This window comes from Micromonospora saelicesensis (assembly GCF_900091575.1).
GTDB classification, from domain to species: domain Bacteria; phylum Actinomycetota; class Actinomycetes; order Mycobacteriales; family Micromonosporaceae; genus Micromonospora; species Micromonospora saelicesensis.
Genome location: NZ_FMCR01000002.1, coordinates 121,353 through 143,386, shown reverse-complemented (window position 1 = coordinate 143,386; position 22,034 = coordinate 121,353). Strand labels below are relative to the sequence as shown.

At 71.9% G+C, this 22,034-nt stretch carries 28 protein-coding genes and 1 tRNA gene; 5 read left to right on the top strand and 24 right to left on the bottom strand.

The features are described 5' to 3' along the window. Window positions 1-16: 16 nt before the first annotated feature. The 15 genes from GA0070561_RS08560 to GA0070561_RS08490 form a co-directional block, all read right to left on the bottom strand. Window positions 17-712, bottom strand: coding sequence for a DivIVA domain-containing protein (locus tag GA0070561_RS08560; RefSeq protein WP_091397983.1), 696 nt, complete (start codon window positions 710-712; stop codon window positions 17-19). Window positions 713-764: 52 nt separating this feature from the next. Continuing rightward, complete coding sequence (locus GA0070561_RS08555) at window positions 765-1,946, bottom strand: globin domain-containing protein (protein WP_091397979.1); 1,182 nt, start codon at window positions 1,944-1,946, stop codon at window positions 765-767. Window positions 1,947-1,948: 2 nt separating this feature from the next. Further along, window positions 1,949-2,347: a group I truncated hemoglobin gene (locus GA0070561_RS08550; protein ID WP_091397976.1), complete on the bottom strand. Its 399-nt coding sequence runs from the start codon at window positions 2,345-2,347 to the stop codon at window positions 1,949-1,951. 257 nt (window positions 2,348-2,604) lie between these two features. Then, window positions 2,605-3,201: a MerR family transcriptional regulator gene (locus tag GA0070561_RS08545; protein ID WP_091397967.1), complete on the bottom strand. Its 597-nt coding sequence runs from the start codon at window positions 3,199-3,201 to the stop codon at window positions 2,605-2,607. 159 nt (window positions 3,202-3,360) lie between these two features. Continuing rightward, window positions 3,361-3,825, bottom strand: coding sequence for a bifunctional nuclease family protein (locus GA0070561_RS08540; RefSeq protein WP_030327706.1), 465 nt, complete (start codon window positions 3,823-3,825; stop codon window positions 3,361-3,363). A gap of 185 nt (window positions 3,826-4,010) precedes the next feature. Beyond that, window positions 4,011-4,712 carry a transcriptional regulator FtsR gene (ftsR, locus tag GA0070561_RS08535; protein ID WP_181518541.1) on the bottom strand — a complete coding sequence of 234 codons (702 nt, stop codon included), beginning with the start codon at window positions 4,710-4,712 and terminating at the stop codon, window positions 4,011-4,013. A gap of 50 nt (window positions 4,713-4,762) precedes the next feature. Further along, a complete protein-coding gene (gene odhI, locus GA0070561_RS08530) occupies window positions 4,763-5,215 on the bottom strand; it encodes an oxoglutarate dehydrogenase inhibitor Odhl (RefSeq protein WP_007071101.1) in 453 nt (150 codons plus the stop codon). A 214-nt stretch (window positions 5,216-5,429) separates the two neighbouring features. Then, the gene (gene gcvH / locus GA0070561_RS08525; protein ID WP_091397961.1) at window positions 5,430-5,810 is read right to left on the bottom strand and encodes a glycine cleavage system protein GcvH; all 381 of its coding nucleotides are present in this window, start codon (window positions 5,808-5,810) and stop codon (window positions 5,430-5,432) included. 60 nt (window positions 5,811-5,870) lie between these two features. Continuing rightward, complete coding sequence (locus GA0070561_RS08520) at window positions 5,871-6,893, bottom strand: DUF881 domain-containing protein (protein ID WP_091397958.1); 1,023 nt, start codon at window positions 6,891-6,893, stop codon at window positions 5,871-5,873. An 11-nt stretch (window positions 6,894-6,904) separates the two neighbouring features. Further along, the gene (locus GA0070561_RS08515) at window positions 6,905-7,237 is read right to left on the bottom strand and encodes a small basic family protein (protein ID WP_030327710.1); all 333 of its coding nucleotides are present in this window, start codon (window positions 7,235-7,237) and stop codon (window positions 6,905-6,907) included. Further along, on the bottom strand, window positions 7,234-8,178 hold the full coding sequence (locus GA0070561_RS08510) for a DUF881 domain-containing protein (RefSeq protein WP_091397955.1): 945 nt from the start codon (window positions 8,176-8,178) through the stop codon (window positions 7,234-7,236). Before GA0070561_RS08510 ends, GA0070561_RS08515 begins: the two co-directional genes overlap by 4 nt. Then, complete coding sequence (gene clsA / locus GA0070561_RS08505; RefSeq protein ID WP_091397952.1) at window positions 8,175-8,807, bottom strand: cardiolipin synthase ClsA; 633 nt, start codon at window positions 8,805-8,807, stop codon at window positions 8,175-8,177. The genes GA0070561_RS08510 and clsA overlap by 4 nt, the downstream gene beginning before the upstream one ends. 294 nt (window positions 8,808-9,101) lie before the next feature. Further along, window positions 9,102-9,563 (bottom strand): MarR family winged helix-turn-helix transcriptional regulator, encoded by a 462-nt coding sequence (locus GA0070561_RS08500; protein WP_091397950.1) that lies wholly within the window; start codon window positions 9,561-9,563, stop codon window positions 9,102-9,104. 56 nt (window positions 9,564-9,619) lie between these two features. Further along, entirely contained in the window at window positions 9,620-10,792 is a 1,173-nt protein-coding gene (locus GA0070561_RS08495) for a PP2C family protein-serine/threonine phosphatase (RefSeq protein ID WP_091397947.1), read from the bottom strand. Window positions 10,793-10,863: 71 nt separating this feature from the next. Next, window positions 10,864-11,610, bottom strand: a complete 747-nt coding sequence (locus tag GA0070561_RS08490; protein WP_091397944.1) for an SAM-dependent methyltransferase — start codon at window positions 11,608-11,610, stop codon at window positions 10,864-10,866. Window positions 11,611-11,722: 112 nt separating this feature from the next. Here GA0070561_RS08490 and GA0070561_RS08485 point away from each other — a divergent pair, with 112 nt between their 5' ends. The 3 genes from GA0070561_RS08485 (at window position 11,723) to GA0070561_RS08475 (ending at window position 13,389) form a co-directional block, all read left to right on the top strand. Continuing rightward, window positions 11,723-12,604 (top strand): universal stress protein, encoded by an 882-nt coding sequence (locus GA0070561_RS08485; protein WP_091397941.1) that lies wholly within the window; start codon window positions 11,723-11,725, stop codon window positions 12,602-12,604. Window positions 12,605-12,703: 99 nt separating this feature from the next. Further along, window positions 12,704-12,916 carry a phosphatidylethanolamine-binding protein gene (locus tag GA0070561_RS08480; protein ID WP_088948250.1) on the top strand — a complete coding sequence of 71 codons (213 nt, stop codon included), beginning with the start codon at window positions 12,704-12,706 and terminating at the stop codon, window positions 12,914-12,916. After that, window positions 12,913-13,389, top strand: a complete 477-nt coding sequence (locus GA0070561_RS08475; RefSeq protein ID WP_091397937.1) for a hypothetical protein — start codon at window positions 12,913-12,915, stop codon at window positions 13,387-13,389. The genes GA0070561_RS08480 and GA0070561_RS08475 overlap by 4 nt, the downstream gene beginning before the upstream one ends. Window positions 13,390-13,397: 8 nt before the next feature. On the opposite strand, the gene GA0070561_RS08470 is transcribed toward GA0070561_RS08475, so the two are convergent. Then, entirely contained in the window at window positions 13,398-13,601 is a 204-nt protein-coding gene (locus GA0070561_RS08470) for a hypothetical protein (protein WP_091397934.1), read from the bottom strand. 134 nt (window positions 13,602-13,735) lie between these two features. Here GA0070561_RS08470 and GA0070561_RS08465 point away from each other — a divergent pair, with 134 nt between their 5' ends. Then, window positions 13,736-14,386 carry a hypothetical protein gene (locus GA0070561_RS08465; RefSeq protein WP_091397931.1) on the top strand — a complete coding sequence of 217 codons (651 nt, stop codon included), beginning with the start codon at window positions 13,736-13,738 and terminating at the stop codon, window positions 14,384-14,386. A gap of 5 nt (window positions 14,387-14,391) precedes the next feature. Here GA0070561_RS08465 and GA0070561_RS08460 read toward each other — a convergent pair whose 3' ends face one another. The 5 genes from GA0070561_RS08460 to GA0070561_RS08440 form a co-directional block, all read right to left on the bottom strand. Next, window positions 14,392-14,577, bottom strand: a complete 186-nt coding sequence (locus tag GA0070561_RS08460) for a hypothetical protein (RefSeq protein ID WP_036410487.1) — start codon at window positions 14,575-14,577, stop codon at window positions 14,392-14,394. Window positions 14,578-14,650: 73 nt separating this feature from the next. Next, a complete protein-coding gene (locus GA0070561_RS08455) occupies window positions 14,651-15,928 on the bottom strand; it encodes a hemolysin family protein (protein ID WP_091397927.1) in 1,278 nt (425 codons plus the stop codon). Window positions 15,929-16,007: 79 nt separating this feature from the next. Next, entirely contained in the window at window positions 16,008-16,205 is a 198-nt protein-coding gene (locus GA0070561_RS08450) for a hypothetical protein (RefSeq protein ID WP_030327722.1), read from the bottom strand. Window positions 16,206-16,263: 58 nt separating this feature from the next. Continuing rightward, on the bottom strand, window positions 16,264-17,004 hold the full coding sequence (locus GA0070561_RS08445) for a hypothetical protein (protein ID WP_091397924.1): 741 nt from the start codon (window positions 17,002-17,004) through the stop codon (window positions 16,264-16,266). Window positions 17,005-17,074: 70 nt separating this feature from the next. Further along, entirely contained in the window at window positions 17,075-17,683 is a 609-nt protein-coding gene (locus tag GA0070561_RS08440; protein ID WP_091397923.1) for a TetR/AcrR family transcriptional regulator, read from the bottom strand. Window positions 17,684-17,775: 92 nt separating this feature from the next. On the opposite strand from GA0070561_RS08440, the gene GA0070561_RS08435 reads away from it, so the two are divergent. Then, a complete protein-coding gene (locus GA0070561_RS08435) occupies window positions 17,776-18,816 on the top strand; it encodes an NAD(P)-dependent alcohol dehydrogenase (RefSeq protein ID WP_091397919.1) in 1,041 nt (346 codons plus the stop codon). A 29-nt stretch (window positions 18,817-18,845) separates the two neighbouring features. Here GA0070561_RS08435 and selB read toward each other — a convergent pair whose 3' ends face one another. The 3 genes from selB to GA0070561_RS33530 all read right to left on the bottom strand — a co-directional run bounded on the left by selB (window position 18,846) and on the right by GA0070561_RS33530 (window position 22,026). Further along, the gene (gene selB / locus GA0070561_RS08430; protein WP_091397916.1) at window positions 18,846-20,600 is read right to left on the bottom strand and encodes a selenocysteine-specific translation elongation factor; all 1,755 of its coding nucleotides are present in this window, start codon (window positions 20,598-20,600) and stop codon (window positions 18,846-18,848) included. A gap of 2 nt (window positions 20,601-20,602) precedes the next feature. Beyond that, complete coding sequence (gene selA / locus GA0070561_RS08425; protein ID WP_091397913.1) at window positions 20,603-21,907, bottom strand: L-seryl-tRNA(Sec) selenium transferase; 1,305 nt, start codon at window positions 21,905-21,907, stop codon at window positions 20,603-20,605. 23 nt (window positions 21,908-21,930) lie between these two features. Beyond that, a tRNA-Sec gene (locus tag GA0070561_RS33530) sits at window positions 21,931-22,026 on the bottom strand. Window positions 22,027-22,034 lie beyond the last annotated feature (8 nt).

The following is a 22,034-nucleotide window of genomic DNA, read 5'->3' as shown; positions in this document are numbered from 1 at the left end:
CCACCCCGGCGACCACTCAGCGCTGCTGGTGTCGCGGCAACGCCGACTGGCCCACCACGCCACCCACGAACGGCGCCCCCGGCGTCTCCGCCGCGATCCGATCCATCGTGCGCGCCAACTGCTCACTGCCGTCGTCGAGATGCCGCGCCGCCGCCTGCATGTGCGACACCATCATCTCGCCGAAGATCCGCAACGCCTCCCGGGTCGCCACCGTGTCGTCGAAGCTCGGCCCCGCCGCGCTGCGGTACTCCGCCACCGCCCGCTCCGCCTCCTGCTTCGCCTCGGCCTCCGCTGCGTGCAGGTAACTCTCGTACTGCACCCGGGCGTACTCGGCGACCCGACGCGCGTAGTCATGCGCCTGCGCGATGATCTGCTCGGCCTCCCGCTGCGCCGCTGACAGCAGATTCACCTCCCGTGCCGCCGGGACCTTCGCCGCCGCCCCCGTACTCGGAATCACCCCGTGCCGGTGCAGCTCCACCCGGTCGGTCAGCCGCTCGTTCTCCGCCCGCAACGTCGCGATCTGCGTCGCCAACAGGTCCAACTCGTCAGCGACCTGCACCCGGAACCGGTCCACGTCAGCGTTGTCGTAACCACGCCGCGCGAACGACGCCGCACCGAACTCCCACCGTCGAACCCGATCGGCGGTCATCCGCACCTGCACACCGCCGGAAACCTGCACCCCGTCATACCGGCTGATCGGCGTCGCACTCACCTGTGCAGACCTCCGTTCGCGACCGCCGGGCTCGCAAGCTCACTCGTCGCGCTCACCTGTGCCCACCTCCCGAAGTGTCACCCGCAGGCGGCTGCTGCACCGCCGTCCGCCACGCCGGGCCGTACCACTGCGCGCCCAGGCCCTCGTGGTGCACCTGACCCGCGTGGTAACCCGCCTGAACCAACGTCCGCACCGCGTGCGACACCATCTCGTCCGACCCACACACGAACACGTGCCGGGACCGCCAGTCACCGTCGGCCAACGCCCGGTCCACCGCCTGCACGAACTCCCCCGGCCGGTGCACGTCGGCACCGACCACGTACGTCACCGTCAACCACGGATACGACGACGCCAACTTGTCGATCGCGTCGCTGTCGTAGAACTCGCTACGGGACCGGGCCCCCACGTACAGGTCCACCCGCCGGCGGGAACCCTCCGCGGCCACCTGCTCCACCAACGCCTTCACCGGCGCCCAGCCCGTACCCGCAACCAGCAGCAACAGGTCACTGGAGCCCGCCGACCACAACCCCAGCCGGTCCCCCACCGGCGCCGCCAGGTGGATCCGATCCCCCACCGCCGACCCGTACACCAGCCGCGACGACACCGCGCCACCCGGCGCGGCCCGCACATGCAACTCCAACGTGCCGTCCGCCCGCGGCGCGTTCGCCGGCGAGTAGTACCGCCACGACCGCACCGACGGGTGCGACACCCCGATCGACTGACCCGGCGTGAACGGCAACAGGTACTGCGGACGCACCGTCAACACCGCCACGTCGAACGCCCGCCGCTCATGCGCCACGATCTCCGCCACCCACCACGGCGGATTGACCGCCTCAGCGGCCTGCGCGGCCTCCGTCATCACCTGGGCGACCAACCCGTACGCGGCCGTCCAGTCCGCAGCCAACTCGTCGGTCCACTGCTCGGCGAGGAAATGCTGCAACGTCGCCACCAGCGCCTCACCGACCGCCGGATAGTGCTCCGCGCGGACCGCGAACTTGCGGTGATCCGCGCCGAGATCCTGCAGGAAACCCACCAGCTGATCCACCTGGTCCACGTTGGACACGATGTGACCCAGCGCGGTCACGAGGCGGTCCCGCTGACCGGCCATGTTCGTGGGGAACATCTGCCGCGTCTCAGGATGAGCGAGGAACAACGTCGAGTAGAAGTAGAGCGGCACCTGGTCGCCGTGACCGGCGACCACCGACCAGCTCTGCTTGAGGCGAGCCGCGTCCACGCTCAGGCGCCCGACCTGTTCCCGGCAGCCACCACCTGGCCCTGCACCTGCCCCAGCACTGTCTGCACGTCGGCGAGGATGTCCGCCGGCACCCCCAGCTCGGTCAGCGTCACCGTCAGGTGCTCGCCCACCTTCGCGTAGTGCCCCACCGTGATGTTCAACGGCTGGTGCGCCTCGGCCAACCCACGACCCGTGTACTCGTTCGGGCCACCCAGCACCACCGTCAACATCAACGCCAGATGCCGCCGCTGACCGGCCATGTCCACGTCAGCGAAGTAGCCCGCCAACTCCGGGTCCGCGAGCACCTTGTCGTAGAACAGCTCAACCGCCGCCTTGACCGAACTGGCACCGCCAATGCGGTCGTAGTGCGAGGCGGGAGCAGTCTCTTCCGTAACCGTCACGGTCGTTCCTTCCGGGGATGAAGGGTCCAGAACCGTGAGGGACCATAGCGTGTCAACCGCTTCCGGTCAGCGCCCCCTTATCGGATTCCCGACAACACGCTGACACGTTGCGTCACCACTACCGATGGGTATCTCCACAATGGGCCACCGACACGACACCCACGGTATCCACAGTGGATCGCCATCGCCGACAGAACCCCGCCACCGTCACCGACGGTGGCGAGAAAACAACCGAAAAAAAACCGAAAGACGAACGATCAGCCGGCGCGCCGCCGCGCCCGCCGCGCCGCCAACTCGTCACCCATCGGATCCGGGCCCGACGCCACCACCGACTCCACCGGGCCGCTCGTCGCCGGCTCCGCCGGCAGATGCGACAACGACCCCTGGATCTCCTTGAAAGCCCCACCGATCGCGATGCCGAAGACCCCCTGGCCACCCTGCAACAGGTCGACCACCTCCTCCGGAGACCGGCACTCGTACACCGTCGTCCCATCAGAGATCAGCGTGATCCCCGCCAGATCCTCCACGCCGCGCGACCGCAACGCCTCGATCGCCTTACGGATGTTCTGCAGGGACACCCCCGCATCCAACAACCGCTTCACGACCTTCAACACCACCAGGTCCCGGAACGAATACAACCGCTGCGTCCCCGAACCCGAGGCGTCCCGAACGCTCGGCACCACCAGCGTCGTCCGCGCCCAGTAATCCAACTGCCGGTAACTGATGCCCACCGCGTGGCAGGCCGTCACACCCCGGTAGCCAACCGAACCGTCACCCTCAGCCGCCACACCTGGCGACGAGGCACCCGACTCGTCGAACTCTGCACCCGGATCGGAATCCCGCGGCTCGTGCATCCGGACAACCTCCCCGTCACTGTGGCAACGCATCGTTTCCGGGACGCGCACCCCTCGACATGGAAACCCTATCGCCACCGTCAGGGGTTACCACGGAGGAACCGACGCGACACGCCGCGCAGCCACCGAGAAAGATCACCAACCGAGCCCGGGCACACCTCAGCCCGCGAAATCCTCCGGACGCACCTGCTCCAGGAACTCGCGGAACTTCTCCACCTCGTCCTCCTGCTCATCAGGGATAACGATCCCCGCCTCGCTGAGGACCTGCTCCGCACAACGAATCGGCGCACCAACCCGCAACGCCAACGCGATCGAATCGCTCGGCCGCGCCGACACCCGCACCCCATCGCCGATCAACAGATCCGCGTAGAAGACGTTCTCCTTCAGCTCGGTGATCTCCACCGCCTGCAAGGGCGCCTTCAACGCCGCCAACACATCCCGCAGAAGATCATGCGTCAACGGCCGGGCCGGCTTGACCCCCTGCTGCTCATAAGCGATAGCCGTGGCCTCGACCGCGCCGATCCAGATCGGCAGATAGCGGTCCCCCTCGACCTCCCTGAGCAGGACGATCGGCTGGTTGCTGGGCAGCTCCACCCGAACTCCGACCACGCTCAGCTCGCGCACCGCCGCCTCCGTGTCGTTGTCACCTACGCCGCACCGCGCCCTTCCCTGCACGGTACACGGACCGCAACACGGCCGTCCCATGCGCTACAGCACCACGCCCGCGCCGAAAAGGGGTTACCCCGGCAAGCCTACGGCACGCTTCCCGGAAGAGATCTTTCCGCTCAACCGCCACCCACCGGGCACCCTCACCGACCCAACGTCGACCGCAGCCCCACCCGCACCAACGCCGCGTGCAACTGCTCCGACAACGCCACCAACTCCCGCGCCGTCTCCGCCGCCCGAGCCCGCGCCGCCGGATCACTCTGCCGCGCCAACGGGGCCACCAACTGCGCGAACAAACCGACCTCCCGGTCCGCCGCCGTCCGATAACCCCGCAGGTGCCGCGGCTCCAACCCGTACGCCGCCAACCCCGCCACCGCCGACGCGATGATCAGAGCATCCGCGTCATACCACCCCGGCGGATCCGACACCAGGACACCGAGCCGCTCCAACTCCACCAACGTCGACTCGTCGATCCCACTGCGCGCCACCAGATCCGCCCGGCCGAGCCGCACCTGCGACGACTCGGCCGGCTCCGCCAACTCACGACCCGGCACCGCACCATCAGGACCAACCGCCACCAACGCCGGCCGCGACCGCCCCGGCTGCTCACCGGACGAATCCCACTGCGCCAACTGCTCCCGGATCACCCGCAACGGCAGGTACTTGTCCCGCTGCGCGGTCAACACGAACCGCAACCGCGCCACATCGTCCCAGCTGTACTTCCGGTAACCCGCCGCCGTCCGCTGCGGCTCGACCAAACCCTCGGCCTCAAGAAACCGCAGCTTCGAAATCGTGGTATCCGGAAAATCCACCCGCAACTGCCCAAGCACCTCACCGATGCTCATCAGCGGCTCAGACCGAGCCGCCCCGGGTGACATGGAGGCCGCAGGCTCGTTCACCCCCGGCCGGCCTCCTCCTCCGGGCGCGGACCGGCGATGAACACCACCCGGAACTTACCGATCTGAACCTCGTCACCATTGCTCAACGTGGCCGCCTCAACCCGCTCACGATTGACGTACGTGCCATTCAGGCTGCCCACGTCCCGCACCGTGAACGTCCCACCATCGCGGTGGAACTCCGCATGCCGACGCGACACCGTCACGTCGTCCAGGAAGATGTCACTGTCCGGGTGCCGGCCACTGGTCGTCACATCGTGGTCCAACAGGAACCGGGCACCCGCATTCGGGCCTCGACGAACCACCAGCAGCGCCATACCCGGCGGCAACGAACCGGACATCCGGCTCGGAACCACATCGGTATCCGGCCCCTCCAGCACTTCGTCGAGCGAACCGAGATTGAGCGTCGAAGTGACGTCGAGTGGGGGGAACTCGTCGTCTGGCCGCGTCATGGGACCACCTCACGGATCTGTTCGGTCGGCGTCGGGTAATGGCGGGTCTGGCCGCCGGGCACTTGAACACCCGGCGGCTGGCTCCCCGTGCCCGGGAAGGCAATTCCGCAACGCTCAACTATTGGGTTCTCGGTCGACTGGGCGAGCCTAGCCAGCGCCGAAATGCAGGGCAACCGGACGCGCGCAGACATCCCACGCACCGGATCAAGCACACTCAGCCTTCGGTGATCTTCTGATACGCGGCCGCCGTCAGCAACCCATCCGTCGCAGTCGGATCGTTCGGCGTGATCTCCACCAACCAACCCTCACCGTACGGATCAGTGTTGATCAGCTCAGGCGTGTCAGCCAACGCGTCGTTGCGCGCCGCCACCGTACCGGCCACCGGCGCGTAGATCTCCGACACGCTCTTGGTCGACTCGATCTCACCCAACGAGTCACCGGCCGCGACCACCGCACCCGCCTCGGGCAACTGCACGTACACGATGTCACCGAGCGCGTCCTGCGCGAAGTGGGTGATGCCGACCCGGACCGAAGCCGTGCCGTCACCCGCCACCCACTCATGCTCGGCGGTGTATCGCAGATCCTCGGGAATCACCAGACGCGTCCTTCATCCATCGGTGCCCCGGACCACCCGGGTCCGGCGCGGCCGCGCCGGTCAGGAGACCGGACGGGCGTGTTCCAACTTGATCGGCACGTGCAGCGCCGAAACCTCGGCAACCTCACGCTCCCCAAACGTCACGTTACCGCCGTCACCCCGGACCGACGCCACCACCCCACCAGGAATGTTCAACGCCGTACGCATCGTCGCTGGATCACCGATCACCGTGATCGTGTACGGCCCCGACAACCGACGCCCCTCCACCATCAACGACCCGTTGTCCCCATCGAGGAAGTACGTCGACGCGATGATCCGCACCGTCGCCCGGTCCCCACCGGAAATCTGCATCGCCTCGGCGCCCGCACCACGCAACTCCTGCACCGCGTCCAACACCCGGTTCGCCGAGATCGGCTTCACACCGGCGTCGAACTGCACCGTCAATCCCGGCCCCACCGCCGGCAACGTCCCCGCCAGGATGCCCAGCTCGTCCGCCCGCCGCGTCGCCTCATCCAACGCCGCCTGACGACCCTGCTCACCCGACTGCAACTGCCGCTGACTGTCCTCCAGAGCCCGGATGTCCTGCTGCAGGCGGTTCTCCCGCGCATCCAGATCCGACAGGATCCGGACCAGGTCCTCCTGCCGGGTGGCCCCCAGGGTCGGGTCCGTCGACGTCGTCTTCAACTGCACGACCAACGTGAACCCCAGCAACGCCAACAACGCGGCGATCATCACCCCGGCCGCACTCCACCGGGACCGACCAGCCGCCACCGGCGCCGCCAACCCGTCAGAACCCGCGAGCGGCGGCTCCGCCAACCCGTCGGAACCCGCGAGCGGCGGCTCCCCCGACCGCGACACCGCGCTCAGGTCCACCGTCGCACCATCGTCGACCGGCTCCACACCCGGCTCCGCCGCAGGCTCGTCATCCGACGGCTGCGCCGGCCCCTGCGGCGCCAACGGGCTCAACTCATCCGGATCCGGTGCATCGGGCCGCGGATCCGGCTCACCCGCCGGCCCACCCGGCCGCACCGGACCGGCCGGCTGCGGCCACCCCGTCCCCGTGTCGGTCTGCTCGTCACTCATCGCAACCCAACCTACGCCCGGAAAAGGTGCCGACGGATCGCCGCCACGTTGCCGAAGATACGCACACCCAACACAACGACCACACCGGTGGACAACTGCCCGCCCACCCCCAACTGGTCACCCAGATACACGATCAGACCAGCCACCAGCACGTTCGAAATGAACGACACCACGAACTGCTTGTCGTCGAAGATGCGGTCCAACCGGGCCCGCACCCCACCGAACACCGCGTCCAACGCGGCCACCACCGCGATCGGCAGGTACGGCTGCAACGCCGCCGGCACCGTGGGATCAAGCCACACGCCCAGCACCACACCGGCGAGCAACGCCAGCACCGCGATCATCGGCCACCTCCGGAGGGGCTAACAGTCGTCGCCGGACCGGACGACCCGGGACTGCCGGAACGGACACCCGACGCGGAAGGGCTCGGACTGACCGACGGCTTGGCGTAGCGTAGCTGCGGCTCCGGCGCCGCCGGCAGGGTGAGGTCATCCGCCTCCCGCACACCGAACGACAACCCGGTCCCCTGCGCGACCTTCCGCATCAGCGCCGCGTTGCGGCTGTCCTCGAACTTGCGCCGCATCGAACCCGGCCCGATCGCCGACACCTCGTACGGCCCGGTCACCGGCCGGAAATCCACGAGCATCGCCTCACCGGCCGACCGGATCGTCGACGTCGACGTCAACCGCTGCCCGTTGATGGCGATCGCCTCCGCGCCAGCACTCCACAACGCGTTCGCCACACCCTGCAGGTCGCTGTAGAGCACCCGCGGCGGGCCAGCGCCGGCACCGGTGACCGCGTCCGCCTTGTCCGGCGCGTCCGCCAACCGCACCACCACACCATCACCGCGCACCCGACCCAGCCCGGTGCTCGCCTCCAGGTTGCGCAACCGGGCAGCGGCCGACCCGCTCAACGCCGCGTCCCGCTGCCGACTGACCTCCTCGCGCAGCTGGTCCGCCCGCGTGGACAACCGATCGGTCTGGCTCTCCCGTTCCTTGATCTGCGTCACCAGACCCGAACGGGCCTGGCTCCGCCCCGGCTCGTCCGCCATCGTCTGCCGGTACGCCACCGCGAACAGGAAACCGAGCATCACCACCACGACCAGGCTCACCGACCGTGCCGGCAACGCCCGCCACCCGCGCGCCGGAGCCGACTCCGCCGAGCGCCGACGCGCGGCAGCCGCGTCCGCGTACCCCGGATCCAGCGGATTGCGGAACAGCTCGGTGAGGAAGTCCGGCGCGTACACCCGGTCCTGGCCGGGTTTTCCCAGCCGCGGCGCGCTCACCCCGCCGCTCCCGGACCGCGCGCCCCGCGCACCAGTCGGGCCGCCTGCACGATGTACATCCCGCCGGCCACCCAGTACAGCACCAGCCCCCACCAGGCCAACGCCCAACCGATGGCGCTCGCCGCCGTCGCCACGTCGGTCGCCGCGCTGGCCAGCAGCAGCACTGGGAACGCCGCGAGCAGCAGGAACGTGGCGGTCTTGCCCACGTAGTGCACCGGCGGCGGCCCGTACCCGTAGCGACGCAGCACCGCCAGCGAGGCCAGCAGGAGCACCTCACGGGCCAGCAGCGCCGCGGTGAACTGCCACGGCACCACCTCCCGCGCGGTGAAGGCGACCAGGGTGGCGAGAATGTAGAGCCGGTCGGCGAGCGGGTCGAGCAGCTCGCCCAGGCGGCTGACCTGGTGCAGGCGGCGGGCGATCCAGCCGTCGACCCAGTCGGTGGTGCCGCCGATGGCCAGCACAACGACCGCCGCCACGTCGGCCCGCGCCACCAGGAACAGGTAGAGGAAGAGCGGCACGCCCAGCAGCCGCCCGAAGCTGATCAGGTTGGGCAGGGTGAGCACCTGGTTGCCGGGAGTCTCGTCACCGGTGTCCCGCGGTTGCTCTGCCCGAGCCTGCCGACGCGACACCGATCCTCCTCCACGGCACGCGGGCCCCCGGCCGGCGCCGGGCGCGGCTGAGGGTCGTACGCGCTGTCGGGCCGACCAGCGCCGGCTCTCCCCTGCGGCCCCGGGTGGGGCCCCTTCCCCTGATGCGGCCCGCGATCTCGAAGATCGCGGGCCGGGTAGGTGCGCTGCCACTATATCGGGCTTCCTCTCGCTGCCCGGGCGCCGCCGCGGGCTGTCGGTGCGGCTGTGCCGCACTGTGGCGTGGATCACCACGCCTAAAGCGTCCTAGGATACTAGTGGAAGAGGGGACGACGCTCAGGCCGTCTGGACGGCGGGATCGGTCTGCTGCTCGGGCGCCGACGTCGCCGCCCGAGCGAACCCGGCCAGCGCCAGCAACAGCTCGTGCTGCATCCGCACCGGCATCCGGTCCAACACCGCCTGCACCGCGCGCTGGCGCCGCTCGGCCAACTCCCCCAACAGGGTCAGCGCCGCAGCGGTCGGCACCAACCGCACCTCACGCCGATCACGCGGATCGGCCACCCGACGCAACAGCCCGGTCGCCTCCAACCGGTCGCACAGGCGGCTCGCCGACGACGGCACCACGTCCAGCAACTCCGCCAACCCGTTGACGTTGGTCTCCGGACGGCCGCAGATCAGCGTGAGCACTCTCAGCTGGGTGGGCGGCACCTGATGCCGCAACGCGGCCGACTCCAGCACGGCGATCAGCGTCCCGGCGGCCGCGTCGATCGCCGCGGCGAGATCCGCAGGTCGCTCCACCTGATGTCCCCTGCCGTCGTCGCGCTGGTGCCCGCCCGGCAACGCGGCGGCGAATCTCACCCCGTGCCCCGTTCGCGCGGACCGTGCCAGTCCAGACAGACCACGACGGCGTCGTCGCGCAGATCGGAATCCGCGTGATAGGCGTGCAGTTCGCGCATCACCGTACCAACCGCCTCGGCCGGCGGCTGCAGCCGCGTGGCGCGCAGGGAACGAGCCATCACCCGCTGCCCGTACGGCTCCTGACCCGGCGGCTCGGCGGCCCACACCCCGTCACTGACCACGAAGAGCCGGTCACCCGGGGCGAGTTGCACCTCCTGAAGCTCGTAGCGGGTCTCGGCGAACATGCCCAGCGGCAGCTGCTGATCCAGCTTCAGAGGCTCGACCGTGGACCCTCGCATCCGCAACAGATGGGGGGAGCCCGCGTCGACCGCCCGCACCCGGCCGACGCGAGTGTCCACCTCGAGCAGCAGGGTGGCCACGTGCCGAGCGCCGCGGTGTTGGTAGAAGACCGTGTCCGAGGCCAGCTCGGCCTGTTCCACCAGGCCGCCACCGGAGCGCCGCGCGTTGCGCATCGCGTTGACAGTGACGGCGGTCAACAGGGACGCCGCCAGCCCACTGCCCTCGCCGTTGAGCACCGTGACGGTGAGACGGTCGCCGTCCAACGACCAGTCAAAGTGGTCGCCGCCGACCGTGTACGCCGGTTCGAGCTGGCCGGCCAGATCGAACGCGTGGTGGGACACACCACGACCGGGCAGCAGGTCCCACTGCATCTCGGCGGCCATCGTCAGTCGCTCCCGACGGCGGGCCCGCCGGTAACGGTCGGTCTCCCGGTCCGCCGCGCGCATCGCCACGGCCAGGGCGCCGGCGATGTCCGTCGCCCGACCGGTGACCGTCGCGTTCGGTACGGCTGGAAGCTCGATCAGCAGCACGCCAAGCCGCTCCCCCCATACCGTCAAGGGCAGGTAGAGCCGGCAGGGGCCTTCACCGTCGCGTACCGGCTGCTGGCTGCTGAAGCAGCGCTGCGCCACGGTGTGGCAGGCCAGGAAGCCGCCCGCCGGCAGGTCCGGGTCCAGCACCGGCCAGAGGCCGCTGATCCGGTAGTCGGCGACGAAGACGTCGGTGCGCAGCGCGCCCATCGCGGACCGGATCGCCCGGTCCGCTGCCTCCGCCAACTGGTCGGGCGGAGCCTCGCGCAACGCGCGCGACACCATGTCCGGCGCGTCTACCATCGTCGTCCTCCCCAGAAGCTTGCTATAGGGCAAGCATCATACGGACGCCACCGGACGGATGATCGGCGCGGTCAGTCACCCGCGCGGGTCGCGAGCACACCGTGGAACGCGTCGGGCACCCGCGCCGGCGGGCCGTCCGGCCGCCACTCGGCGACCGGGACGATCCCGTCCGCCGTCGGCGCCCACCGACCCAGCAGCGGCGCGAACGCCGCCGGTGGACGCATCCGGAACTGCGGTCCCATCATGGCCAGCGCCTGCGGGTGGCCGGCCAGCTCCTCGGTGTCGAAGTCCACCGCGAGCAGGCTGCCCGGCGCCGCGGCAGCGTACAGCTCCTCGAGGGTGCGGGTCAGCGTGGCGTCGTCGAGGAACGCCGCCAGGCCGAGGAAGACCACCCCGACCGGCCGCCGACCCCAGCCCGGCACGAAACGGTGCAGCTGCGCCGGGTCGACAGTGCCGATATCGGTCGCGTCGCCGAAGCCGTAGCCGGCCCGGTCGCTGCCGGCGAGGATGCTCTGTCCCAGTCGGATGGTGACCGGGTCGACGTCGGTGTAGAGCACTGTCGCGTCGGTGGCGACCTCGTGCACGTTGCCCATCGTCGGCACCCCGGCGCCGAACACCAGGAACCCGTCCACGCCCTGGGCGGCCATCGCCCGCACCGCCCGGCCCAGGAACGCCCGCAGCTCGCGGAACACCGGCGCGCACGGGCCGTACGCCTGCTCAAACGCGTTCGCGGCGGCCACGTCCACGGGGAAGTGATGCTGCCCGCCGAGCCAAAAATCGATCATGCGAGCGGTGCTCGGCTGGTCTGGTTCACCCATCGGCGGCGCTCCCTCCCCGGTCGTCGCCAGCGTACCGACCGGGACGCGCTCAGCGGTATCGCGGCGCGAGGGCGTCCGGGCCCGCGATACTGGCCGCGAGCGGAGGTGAGCGGTGAACTCGGCGAACAACGCGGCGGTGGTGGCCGGCGTCGACGGCTCGGAGTCGGCGCTACGCGCCGTGCGCCTCGCCGCCACCGAGGCCGCGCGCCGGCACCGACCGCTGCGGGTCGTGCACGGCTTCATCTGGCCGCTGCTGCACGTACCGGTCTCCCCCGCCCCGGGCGCACCGCCCGACGGTGGGCTGCGCCACCGCGCCGAGGAGCTGGTCGAGGCCGCGGTGCGCGAGGCCGAGGCGACAGTGCCCGGGTTGTCGATCTCCGGCGAGATCATCGACGGTGAGGCCGCCGCGGTGCTGGTGGGCGAGTCCCCCACCGCCGCGCTCATCGTGCTCGGCGACCGCGGGCTGGGTGGCTTCTCCGCGCTGCTGGTCGGCTCGGTCGCGGTGCAGGTCGCCGCGTACGCCGACTGCCCGGTGCTGGTCGCGCGCGGCACGCAACGACCCGACGAGCCGGTCCTGGTCGCGGTCGACGGCTCGGACGCCTCCCGGCGAGCGGCGGACTTCGCCGCCGAGACCGCCGTGTCGCTCGGCGTGCCGCTGGTGGCGGTGCACGCCTACCGGCACCCCGGCAGCAGCGGTCCGGGCGACATGCAACCCCTGGTGTACGACGAGGCGAAGCTGCGCGGCGAGCAGGAGCGGATGCTCGCCGGGTGGCTGACCGGGCTCACCGAGGACCACCGGGGTCTGCGGTTGACCTGCCAGGTGGTGCACGGCCGACCCGGCACCGTGCTCGCCGAGGCGTCCCGCTCCGCCCAACTGGCGGTCGTCGGCGGGCGGGGGCGCGGCGAGGTGACCGGGTTGCTGCTGGGGTCGGTGAGCCAGTCGATGCTGCACCACGCGCAGTGCCCGGTGGTCGTGGCCCGCGCACCCAGTTAGCGCGCCGGGGTTGGTCCGCCACCAGACGGGTAGACGGCCGCGGTACGCCCAGCGGACGGTGGGCAGCACCAGGTGCCCAGACCGACGAAGGAGGCACAGATGCCAGGACCACGGCCGGGCAGTAACGCGTACGACAAGCAGCGCGCGCGGTTGCGCAACGCGATCGACGACTCCGGGCGCCGAGTACCCGACGGCAAGGCCAACCAGGTCGCGAACCGGATCCTCCAGGAGGATCGCGGTCAACGGGGCGTGGTGCGCGGTGAGCGGACGTACGGCCCGAAGAGCGAGCGTGAACCGGGCGACCCGAAGTGAGGAGGGTCGACGTTGCCGACGGCGCGATCGCGGGCGCCGTCGGCAGCACCGCGCTGAACGTGGTCAGCTACCTCGACATGGCGCTACGGGGACGGCCGGAGAGTGACGTCCCCCAGGAGACCGTCGACCGGCTGGCCGGGATCGCGCACGTGGACCTGGGGAACGGGGCCCGGGCGGCCAACCGCCGCTCGGGCCTCGGGCCTCTGATCGGTTACGGGCTGGGCGTCGCCGCGGGCGTCGGGTTCGCGCTCTACGCCGGTGGTCGACGTCAGCCGTTGCCGATGGCCACCGGTCTGCTCGGCGCGGGCGTGATGACCATGACCGACGGGTCGATCACGGTGCTCGGGATCAGCGACCCGCGTACGTGGCGGCGCTCCGACTGGATCTCCGACATCATCCCGCACCTCGCGTACGGGCTGGCGGCCGCCGCCACCTGGAACAGGTTGCGGCGGCCGCCAGCCCGCGGTCGCTAGCTCATCGGTCAGCGAGTGTCGCTGTCGTCCTCGGCCACGGGCTCACCGGCCGGGCCGTACGGCGACACCTGCCCCTTGGGCACCGGTCGACCCTCGTCGCCCCGAGACGAGCCACGGTTGAGCGGGTGCCCCGTCGGCTTGGGTCCCTTGCTGTCCTGGCTGGTGGCGCCCTTGGCGTTGCGCCGGAACTCTTCCTGCTGCGGATTGACCACCGGTGTCTCCCTTCCGGGTACGGAGGCGGCATCGACCGCCTCCACGCCTCGGCATACCCGCCCGCCCCGGTGGCATTCCGGCCGGGGTCAGCGGTGCGACGGCTAGCGGATCCTCAAGTGGGTAACCCGACGGGGTGGGCAATGATCGAAGTGTGGTGCGGGTGCTGCTCGACCGGCGTGGCCGCACGTACGCGGAGGAGGCCGGTATCCGGCTCTCCGACCGGCCCGGGCCGCTGTATCAGCTGCTGGTGCTGACCACGCTGCTGAGCACCCGGATCCGCGCGTGCGTGGCGGTGGACGCCGCGCGGGAGCTGTTCGCCGCCGGCTACCGCACCCCACAGGCCATGGAGGCGGCCAGTTGGCAGGAACGCGTCGACGCGCTGGGCCGGGGCCACTACCGCCGCTACGACGAGCGGACCGCCACCATGCTCGGCACCGGCGCCCGGCTGTGCCTGGACCGTTGGCACGGTGACCTGCGACGCCTGCACCGGGAGGCCCAGGGCGACCCGGCCGGGCTGCGGCGGCGGCTCACCGAGTTCCCCGGCATCGGCCCCACCGGCGCGGACATCTACCTTCGCGAGGCGCAGACGGTCTGGTCGGACGTGCGCCCGTACGCCGACCGTCGGGCCCTGGCCGGGGCGAAGCGGCTCGGCCTGCCGGGATCCCCGGACCGGCTCGCCGGTCTCGTCGACGAACCGGACTTCGGCCGGCTCGCGTCAGCGCTGGTACGGGTGGCGCTGGGTGAGGAGTCCGCCGGTGAGGTCACCCGCGTCGCCGCCCGCTGAGGCGCTCACTTGACCGTCTTGTCCCCCGGGCGGGTCAGGTGCCACACCAGTAGCGCGGCGAGCAACGCCAGGACCACCACCCCGCCGGAGATGCCACGGCCCTCCTCGGGGCTGCGGCCGGCGCTGCCGAAGTAGATCACCGCGAGGCCGGCCAGCACCGTGACGAACGTACGCAACCCTCGGTCCTTCACGTCTGGCACCGTAGGCGGACCGCGTTCCCCGCTGTGGCGATTTGGACCTTTTGTCAGCCTTCTGGGTGAGCCCTCAGCGCTCGGTGACGAACCCGCAGAGCCGCACCCGGCGCACCGCCCGGTCGGCGACCTCCACCACCTGCAGGGTCAGCCCGGGCAGCCGCACCGTCTCACCCGGGGAGTCCGGCAGGTGCCGCAGTCGGGCCAGCACCAGACCGGCCACCGTCGTGTAGTCCCGGGACAACGGAAAGCTCAGCCGCACCCCCAGGTCGGGCAGGTCGTGCAGCGGGAAGTCGCCGGGGACCAGCAGCGACCCGTCCGGTTCCCGGACGACCCCGCGCACGTCACGGTCGGTCTCGTCGTACAACTCGCCGACCACCTCGGCCAGCAGGTCCTCCATCGTGATCATGCCGTCGATGCCCCCGTGCTCGTCGACCACCAGGGCCAGTTGCTGATGCTCCTGCCGCAGCTGACGCATCGCGTCGGCGACCGGCAGGGTCACCGGCAGCAGCAGCGGCTCCCGGACCTGCTCCCCCACCGGGGCGGCGCCGGCCCGCACCAGGTCGCGGATGTGCACCACCCCGAGCACCTCGTCCAGGCCGCCGGGGCCGGTGACGGGAGCGCGGGACCGCCCGGCGGCGGCGAGCCGCCGGACCCCCTCGTCGGCGGCCAGACCGGCGGGCAGCGTCGTCACCTCCCGCCGGGCCACCAGGATCTCCCGCAGCGTCCGGCCGGCGATGTCGAACGCGCCGGTCAGGATCTCCCGCTGCTGGGCCGACAGGCCGCGCTGGCTGGCCAGCATCTCCCGCAGCTCCTCCTCGGTCATCTCCTCCCGGTTGGCCCGCGGGTCGCCACCGGCGAGTCGCACGACCGCGTCGGTGGCCCGGCTGAGCAGCCACACCGCCGGCCGGGACACCCGGGCCAGCAGATCCAGCGGGCCGGCGCTCAGCAGCGCCCACCGCTCGGCCCGCTGCATGGCCAGCCGCTTCGGGGCCAACTCCCCGAGCACCAGCGTGACGAACGTCAGCAGCACGGTCACCAGCAGCACCGCGGCGGGACGCGCCGCCCCGCCGAGGAAACCCAACGGCCCGACCAGCGGACCGGCCAACGACACCGCGGCCGCCGCCGAGGCCAGGAACCCCGCCAGGGTGATGCCGAGCTGGATCGTGGCCAGGTAGCGGTTCGGGTCGCGCGACAGCTGCACCAACCGGTCGCCGGCGCGGCTGCGCCGGCCCAGCCGCCGCAACTGCCCCTCCCGCAGGGTCACCAGCGCCATCTCGCTACCGGAGAGCGCGGCGTTGACCAGCACCAGCACGGCCACCAACGCCAACTGCCCGAGCTGACCGCCCATCGAGTACCCCCGTCCGCCGCCTGAGGTCACTCAACCGCAGCGGGGCGCGGCGCGGGCCCGGTTTGCGACCGCGCCCCGCTCAGTCGACCTCCAGGTCGTCCAGCGAGATGGCGTGGGTCATCAGCCACCGGGCCAGCGCCGACATCCCGAACAGCCACAGCGGCACCGACTCGGTGGGGCCGTTGGTGGCGTAGATGGCGAAGCGCAGGTCCGGCGCGCGGTACGCCTCGATCCGCCACCGGTGCTGCCGGTCCCGCCAGACCGCCGAAGGGTCCATGGCGTCACCGTAGGTGACCGTCGCCGACCTCGGGGCCGGTTGGCCCGGCATCGCCGGCTCAGCCCGGCACCACAGTTGTCCCGACCACGATGCGGGCAACGGACACCAGGAGGCTGATGCCGACTGCGGCGAGGATCAGCCAGCCGAACCCACGCCACCCCGAGCCACGGCCGGGCACCGGCGCCGGCGGTGGTCTCCACAGCTCCCGGTAGGTCCAGGCCAGCACACCCACCCCGAACGGCAGGAGCCCGACCCAGAACCAGAACCACCGGGTGCCGGCCAGCGGCGGCGCGCCAGCGATCAAGCGACCCAGCCAGAGCACGGTCAGCACACCGGCGAGCAGACCGGCGGTGCCCGCGATCCGGTGCGCGAGGTCGCCGCCGACCCACCCGGGACCGGCCACGGCAGCGAGCCGCCCGTCCAGCCCGGCGTTCGCCGACAGGTCCGGCTCGCCCGGGTACGAAGCCGAGGCGGGCGGGTCGACGAAGGCGTACCGGATCTGGCCGTTCGGCACGGTCCAGGCGAGCATCCCGCCGTTCGTCGCATACTGCGGCCGAGGCCGGCTCCCCCAGTACGCGCCGTCGTCGGCCCAGCCGGACGACCGCTGGAAGGCCACCACCTGGCCAGCCGCGAGATCCCGGTCGAGCTGCGCCTCGGTGGACTCGCGCGGCTCGACCCACCACGCGAGGGACGCCCACAGCACCCACAGCACCGGCAGCGCCCAGCGCAGCACCACCGGGACGACCGCACGCCGCCGGCGGCGGGAGGCCCGTGACCGGGTGGGGATCGCCTCGACCATCAGCTCACCGTCGCACCTCGGCGCACTGTTGTCAGCCCCGGATCGGGCGCGACTGACGGCCGTGCGGTGGTCAACGGTCCGGTTGATCCTTGTCCGACGGCACAGTGGCTCGCCGAACGCAGTCGCGCAGCAGGGCGCGGCGTTGATCATGAACGTCGTCGGGTTCCTGGTTGCTGGCCGCGTAGACGTTGCTGACCGGCGACCAGGCCATGGACATGGCGATGACCAGAGCCATGAGGTCGAACGGGTCGCCCGCACGTACCCGCCCGGCGGCCTGCGCCTCGGCGATGGCCGTCAGCTTGCGATCGTCGTAGTGCTGGTGGGTCTCGACTAGGTGCCCGGCGGGCCGGCGCTCCAGTCGCGTCCAGGTCGCGAGGCGGATGAGGTCGGGGCGGCGCAGGTATTCGTCGTAGAGGCGAACGGCCCAGTCGGCAAGATCGTCAGCGTCGATCGGCACCACGTTCGTGATGCGCTCCAGTGAGCTGAGGAAGATCGCGTCGAAGAGCCGTTCCTTGTCGCCGAAGTAGCCGTAGAGCTGCGCCTTGTTGGTGCGCGCCGCCGTCACGATGCGTTCGATGCGCGCTCCGGCGATGCCGTGCTGGGCGAACTCCTCGGTGGCGGCGTCCAGGATGCGCTGGTAGGTCGCGGTGCCGCGCGAGGTCAGGGGCTGCTCCGGCATGCCGCCACTCTAGCAACAGAACAGTTGGTTTGCTTCCCTCCGCGACCAGGGCTACGGTCGACAGACCGAACAGTCTGTTTAAGGATGTGTGTATGCGAACGACCATCGGATGGCGGGCGAGCGGCCCGACGGCGCTGCGGCGTATGTCGCTGGAACGCCGTGACCTGCGCTCAGACGATCTGGCGGTGCGAGTCGACTACTGCGGCGTGTGCCACACCGACCTGCACTCCCTGCGCGACCATGACCAGCATGCGAAGGCGCCTCTGGTGCCCGGTCACGAATTCACTGGTGTGGTGACCGGGACCGGGGCCGAGGTGACTGCCTTCTCGGTCGGCGACCGCGTCGCGGTGGGCAATATCGTGGACTCCTGCGGCACCTGTGCCATGTGTCGAGCAGGACAGGAGAACTTCTGCCACTCCTTCCCGACTCTCACCTACGGCGGCACCGACCGGCAGGACGGGTCGACCACCTTGGGCGCCTTCTCCCGCGAGTACGTCGTGCGGGACCGCTTCGCATACCTGCTGCCCGCCGGCCTCGACCCGGCCGCGGCCGCCCCGCTGATGTGCGCCGGCGTCACCGTCTGGGAACCGCTGCGCGCCCTCGGTGTGGGCCCCGGCAGTCGCGTCGCCGTGGCCGGGCTCGGCGGCCTGGGTCACCTCGCGGTCAAGCTGGCCGTGGCACTCGGCGCCACCACGACCGTCATCAGCCGCACCCAGGAGAAGCGCGACGATGCCCTCCGGCTCGGCGCACACGATCTCCTGGACTCCACCGACACCCGCCAGATGGCAGCGACACGCGACACCTTCGACGTCGTCATCGACACCATCTCCGCTTCGCACGACCTCGCCCCGTACCTGAAGGTGGTGGCGATGGACGGCACCCTCAGCCTGCTCGGATACCTGGGCCCGGTCACCGTCGAGGCGATGGACCTCCTTGTCGGCCGCAAGAAGCTCAGCTCCGCCGGCAGCGGAGGCCGCCGCTCGACAGCCGAGATGCTCCAGTTCTGCGCCGACAACGGCATCGCCGCCGACGTCGAGGTGCTCCCGTCGGCGCAGGTGGAGACGGCACTCGACCGCCTCCGGCGAAATGACGTCCGCTACCGCTTCGTGCTCGACATGTCCGACCTGGACTGACAGCGGTTGACCCGGCGCGCGCCACGCCCTCAGGTGACGACGATGCGGGCGTCGTCGGGCAGCCGCCGGGTCGCGCCCCGCCGGTCCAGCAGCTCCAGCAGCGGCACCGCCACCCGGCGGGTGGTGTCCAACGCCTGCCGGGCCGCCGACAGGGTGAACGGCTGCGGCAACCCGGCCAACACGCGGACCGCGTCGTCGAGCGCGTCGGGCAGCAGCACCACGTTGTCGGCCAGCCGCAGCAGGGCGCCGGCCCGCACCGCGGCGCCGATCTCGCGCGGGCCCAGGCCGAGGTCGACGAGGCGGTCCGCTTCGGGGGCGCGGAACGGCCGGTCACCGTACTCGGCGCGGACCCGTTGCACGGCCAGGGCCACCGGTTCGGGCAGCGCGTTGGCGCTCGCCGCCCCGACCCGACCGGCGTGGATCCGCAGCGGCGGCCGGACCAGCGCCTCGACCAGCACCCGGTCGGGCAGGGCGAGGCGCTGACGCAGCGCGTCGACCGGCATCCCGGGCTCCAACGGGTGTTCCCGCGCGTGCCGGGCGACCTCCTCGGTCAGCTGCTCACCGAGCCCCCGCCAGTGGGCGGGGTCGGCCAGCCAGTCACCGGCCACCGGCTCGGCGTGCACCGGCACACCCATCCGGATCAACGCGCCGGCCCGGATCAGCCGGCGACGGCGCAGCTCCCCCGCCAGGTCGGGTCGACCGTCCAACTCGGCGAGGACCTGGGCGCGGGCGGCGGCCGCACCCCGTCGGCCCAGCGGTGGGGGTGCCACGTCCAGCACCCGCACCCCGCCGCTGACGTGGTGGCGGCCCGGGTCGCGCAGCAGCGCCCGGTCACCCACCAGCAACGGCAGCGGGCGGGCCAGCCGCAGCCGGACGGTGTCCGGGCCGAGCGGGCGCACCCGTACCGGCACCGCCGCCGACCCGACGTGCAGGGTGAGGGTGGCCGGCAGGTCCGCGGCCGGGTCGCCGGCGAGCCGGACGTCGACCAGGTCGGTGTGGTGAAACCGGCCCGGGGTGAGCAACGCGTCGCCCCGGCCGAGCCGGTCGCGGGGCGTACCGCGCAGGTTGACCGCCACCCGGGCGACCGCTGCCGCCTCCGGTCGGGCCTCGCCCAGAGAGTGCAGGCCACGGACCCGGACCGGTTCGTCGGCGCCGGCCAGCTCCAGTTCGTCGCCCACGCGCAGCCGCCCGGCGCCGAGGGTGCCGGTGACGACGGTGCCGCTGCCCCGCACGGTGAAGCTGCGGTCCACCCACAGCCGGACCGGGTCGTCCACCACCGGCGCGGGCAGTTGGGCGGCGAGCCGGTCCAGGGCCGCCCGCAGCTGCGGCAGGCCGGCACCGGTCAGGCCACTGACCGCCACCGCCGGCACCGCGCCGAGGCTGGTCTCGGCGATCTCGGCGCGGGCGCGGGCCGTCGCCGGCCCCGGATCGGCGAGGTCCGCGCGGGTCACCGCCAGCAGGCCGTACGCGACGCCGAGCGCGTCGAGCGCGGCCAGGTGCTCGGCGGACTGCGGCATCCAGCCCTCGTCGGCGGCCACCACGATCAGCGCCGCCGGGACCGGGCCGACCCCGGCGAGCATGTTCGGCACGAACCGCTCGTGCCCGGGTACGTCGACGAAGGCGACGGTGCCGCCGGACGGCAGCGTCGTCCAGGCGAAACCCAGGTCGATGGTCATTCCCCGGCGGCGTTCCTCGGCCCACCGGTCGGGTTCCATCCCGGTCAACGCCCGGACCAGTGTCGACTTGCCGTGGTCGACGTGCCCGGCGGTCGCGACGACGAACACGCTCACTCCTCCCCGGGTACGCGCAGCACGGCCTCGCGGACGGCCTCGTCCGCGTCGGCGGGCACACAGCGCAGGTCGAGCAGGAGGCGGCCGCGCACCACCCGACCCAGGACCGGTGGGTCTCCGGTGCGCAGCGGCACCGCGTACCGCTCGGGCAGGCTCAACGCCCACGAGTCCAGCTCCACCCCGGGGGCGCCACCCCCGCCGACCACCGCGACGGCCGGCACCACCTCCGCCTTGCGGCCGTCCGCGCCGAGCCGGTCCCGCAGCCGCTCCACCCGTTCACGCAGGGCACCCGGGTCGGTGTGCAGCGCCGCCCGGGTCGGAGTGTCCGGTTGGTGCACTGTGGCGGCCAGCGCGGCCAGGGTGAGCTTGTCCACCCGCAGCGCCCGCGCCAGTGGGTGGCGACGCAACCGCTCGATCACCTCGACGTCACCCAGCAGCAGCCCCGCCTGCGGCCCACCGAGCAGCTTGTCGCCGCTGGCGGTGACCAGCGCGGCGCCCGCGCGCAGGGTGCTGGCCGCGTCCGGTTCGTCGGGCAGCAGCGGGTCCGCGCCGAGCAGCCCGGAGCCGATGTCCGCGACCACCGGCACCCCGAGCGTGGCCAGTTGCCGTACCCCGACGGCGGAGGTGAAGCCGGTGACCCGGAAGTTCGACGGGTGCACCTTGAGCACGAAGCCGGTCTGCGGGCCGAGCGCGCCGGCGTAGTCCGCAAGGGTGGTGCGGTTGGTGGTGCCCACCTCGCGCAGCCGCGCACCGGTGCTCTCCAGCAGGTCGGGCAGGCGGAAACCGTCGCCGATCTCGACCAGTTCGCCCCGGCTGACCACGATCTCCCGGCCGGCGGCCAACGCGGTGGCGGCCAGCACCAGCGCGGCGGCGCCGTTGTTGACCACGTGCACGGCGCCCGCGTCGGGCACCGCGGCGGCCAGCGCGTCGAGCGCGCCCCGGCCGCGACGGGCCCGCCGGCCGGTAACCAGGTCCAACTCGACGTCGGTGTGCCCGGCGGCGGCCACCACCGCGGCGACCGCGGCGGACGACAACGGCGCCCGGCCCAGGTTGGTGTGCAGCACGACACCGGTGGCGTTGAGGACCACCCGGGGGCCGGGCGTGGGCAACGCGGCGACCGCCGCGTCGCGTACCTCGTCGGGGTTGAGCTCGCCCCGGCGGGCGCGGCCCTGCGCGTGGGAGACGATCGCCTTGACCTGCTCCCGGCCGAGGGTCACGGCGGCGGCGGCCAGCACCGGGTCGGCGAGCAGCGTGTCCGTACGGGGCACCCGACGTCGCGGGTCCACCGGGCCGTCGCCCATCACGTCATCTCCTGCAAGCGGTGTGGCGGAGACGGACGGGAATCGAACCCGCCTGGCCCGGGTCCCGGACCACTCCGGTTTTGAAGACCGGGAGGGGCACCAGCCGCCTGAACGCCTCCACCGGACA

Bases quoted from the DNA above. Each gene is read 5' to 3' on its own strand.
- GA0070561_RS08545 (WP_091397967.1), bottom strand. From the start codon at position 3,201: ATGCACGAGCCGCGGGATTCCGATCCGGGTGCAGAGTTCGACGAGTCG.
- ftsR (WP_181518541.1), bottom strand. From the start codon at position 4,712: ATGAGCATCGGTGAGGTGCTTGGGCAGTTGCGGGTGGATTTTCCGGAT.
- odhI (WP_007071101.1), bottom strand. From the start codon at position 5,215: ATGACGCGGCCAGACGACGAGTTCCCCCCACTCGACGTCACTTCGACG.
- GA0070561_RS08520 (WP_091397958.1), bottom strand. From the start codon at position 6,893: ATGAGTGACGAGCAGACCGACACGGGGACGGGGTGGCCGCAGCCGGCC.
- GA0070561_RS08515 (WP_030327710.1), bottom strand. From the start codon at position 7,237: ATGATCGCGGTGCTGGCGTTGCTCGCCGGTGTGGTGCTGGGCGTGTGG.
- GA0070561_RS08495 (WP_091397947.1), bottom strand. From the start codon at position 10,792: ATGGTAGACGCGCCGGACATGGTGTCGCGCGCGTTGCGCGAGGCTCCG.
- GA0070561_RS08490 (WP_091397944.1), bottom strand. From the start codon at position 11,610: ATGGGTGAACCAGACCAGCCGAGCACCGCTCGCATGATCGATTTTTGG.
- GA0070561_RS08480 (WP_088948250.1), top strand. From the start codon at position 12,704: ATGCCAGGACCACGGCCGGGCAGTAACGCGTACGACAAGCAGCGCGCG.
- GA0070561_RS08455 (WP_091397927.1), bottom strand. From the start codon at position 15,928: ATGGGCGGTCAGCTCGGGCAGTTGGCGTTGGTGGCCGTGCTGGTGCTG.
- GA0070561_RS08450 (WP_030327722.1), bottom strand. From the start codon at position 16,205: ATGGACCCTTCGGCGGTCTGGCGGGACCGGCAGCACCGGTGGCGGATC.
- GA0070561_RS08445 (WP_091397924.1), bottom strand. From the start codon at position 17,004: ATGGTCGAGGCGATCCCCACCCGGTCACGGGCCTCCCGCCGCCGGCGG.
- GA0070561_RS08440 (WP_091397923.1), bottom strand. From the start codon at position 17,683: ATGCCGGAGCAGCCCCTGACCTCGCGCGGCACCGCGACCTACCAGCGC.
- GA0070561_RS08435 (WP_091397919.1), top strand. From the start codon at position 17,776: ATGCGAACGACCATCGGATGGCGGGCGAGCGGCCCGACGGCGCTGCGG.
- selA (WP_091397913.1), bottom strand. From the start codon at position 21,907: ATGGGCGACGGCCCGGTGGACCCGCGACGTCGGGTGCCCCGTACGGAC.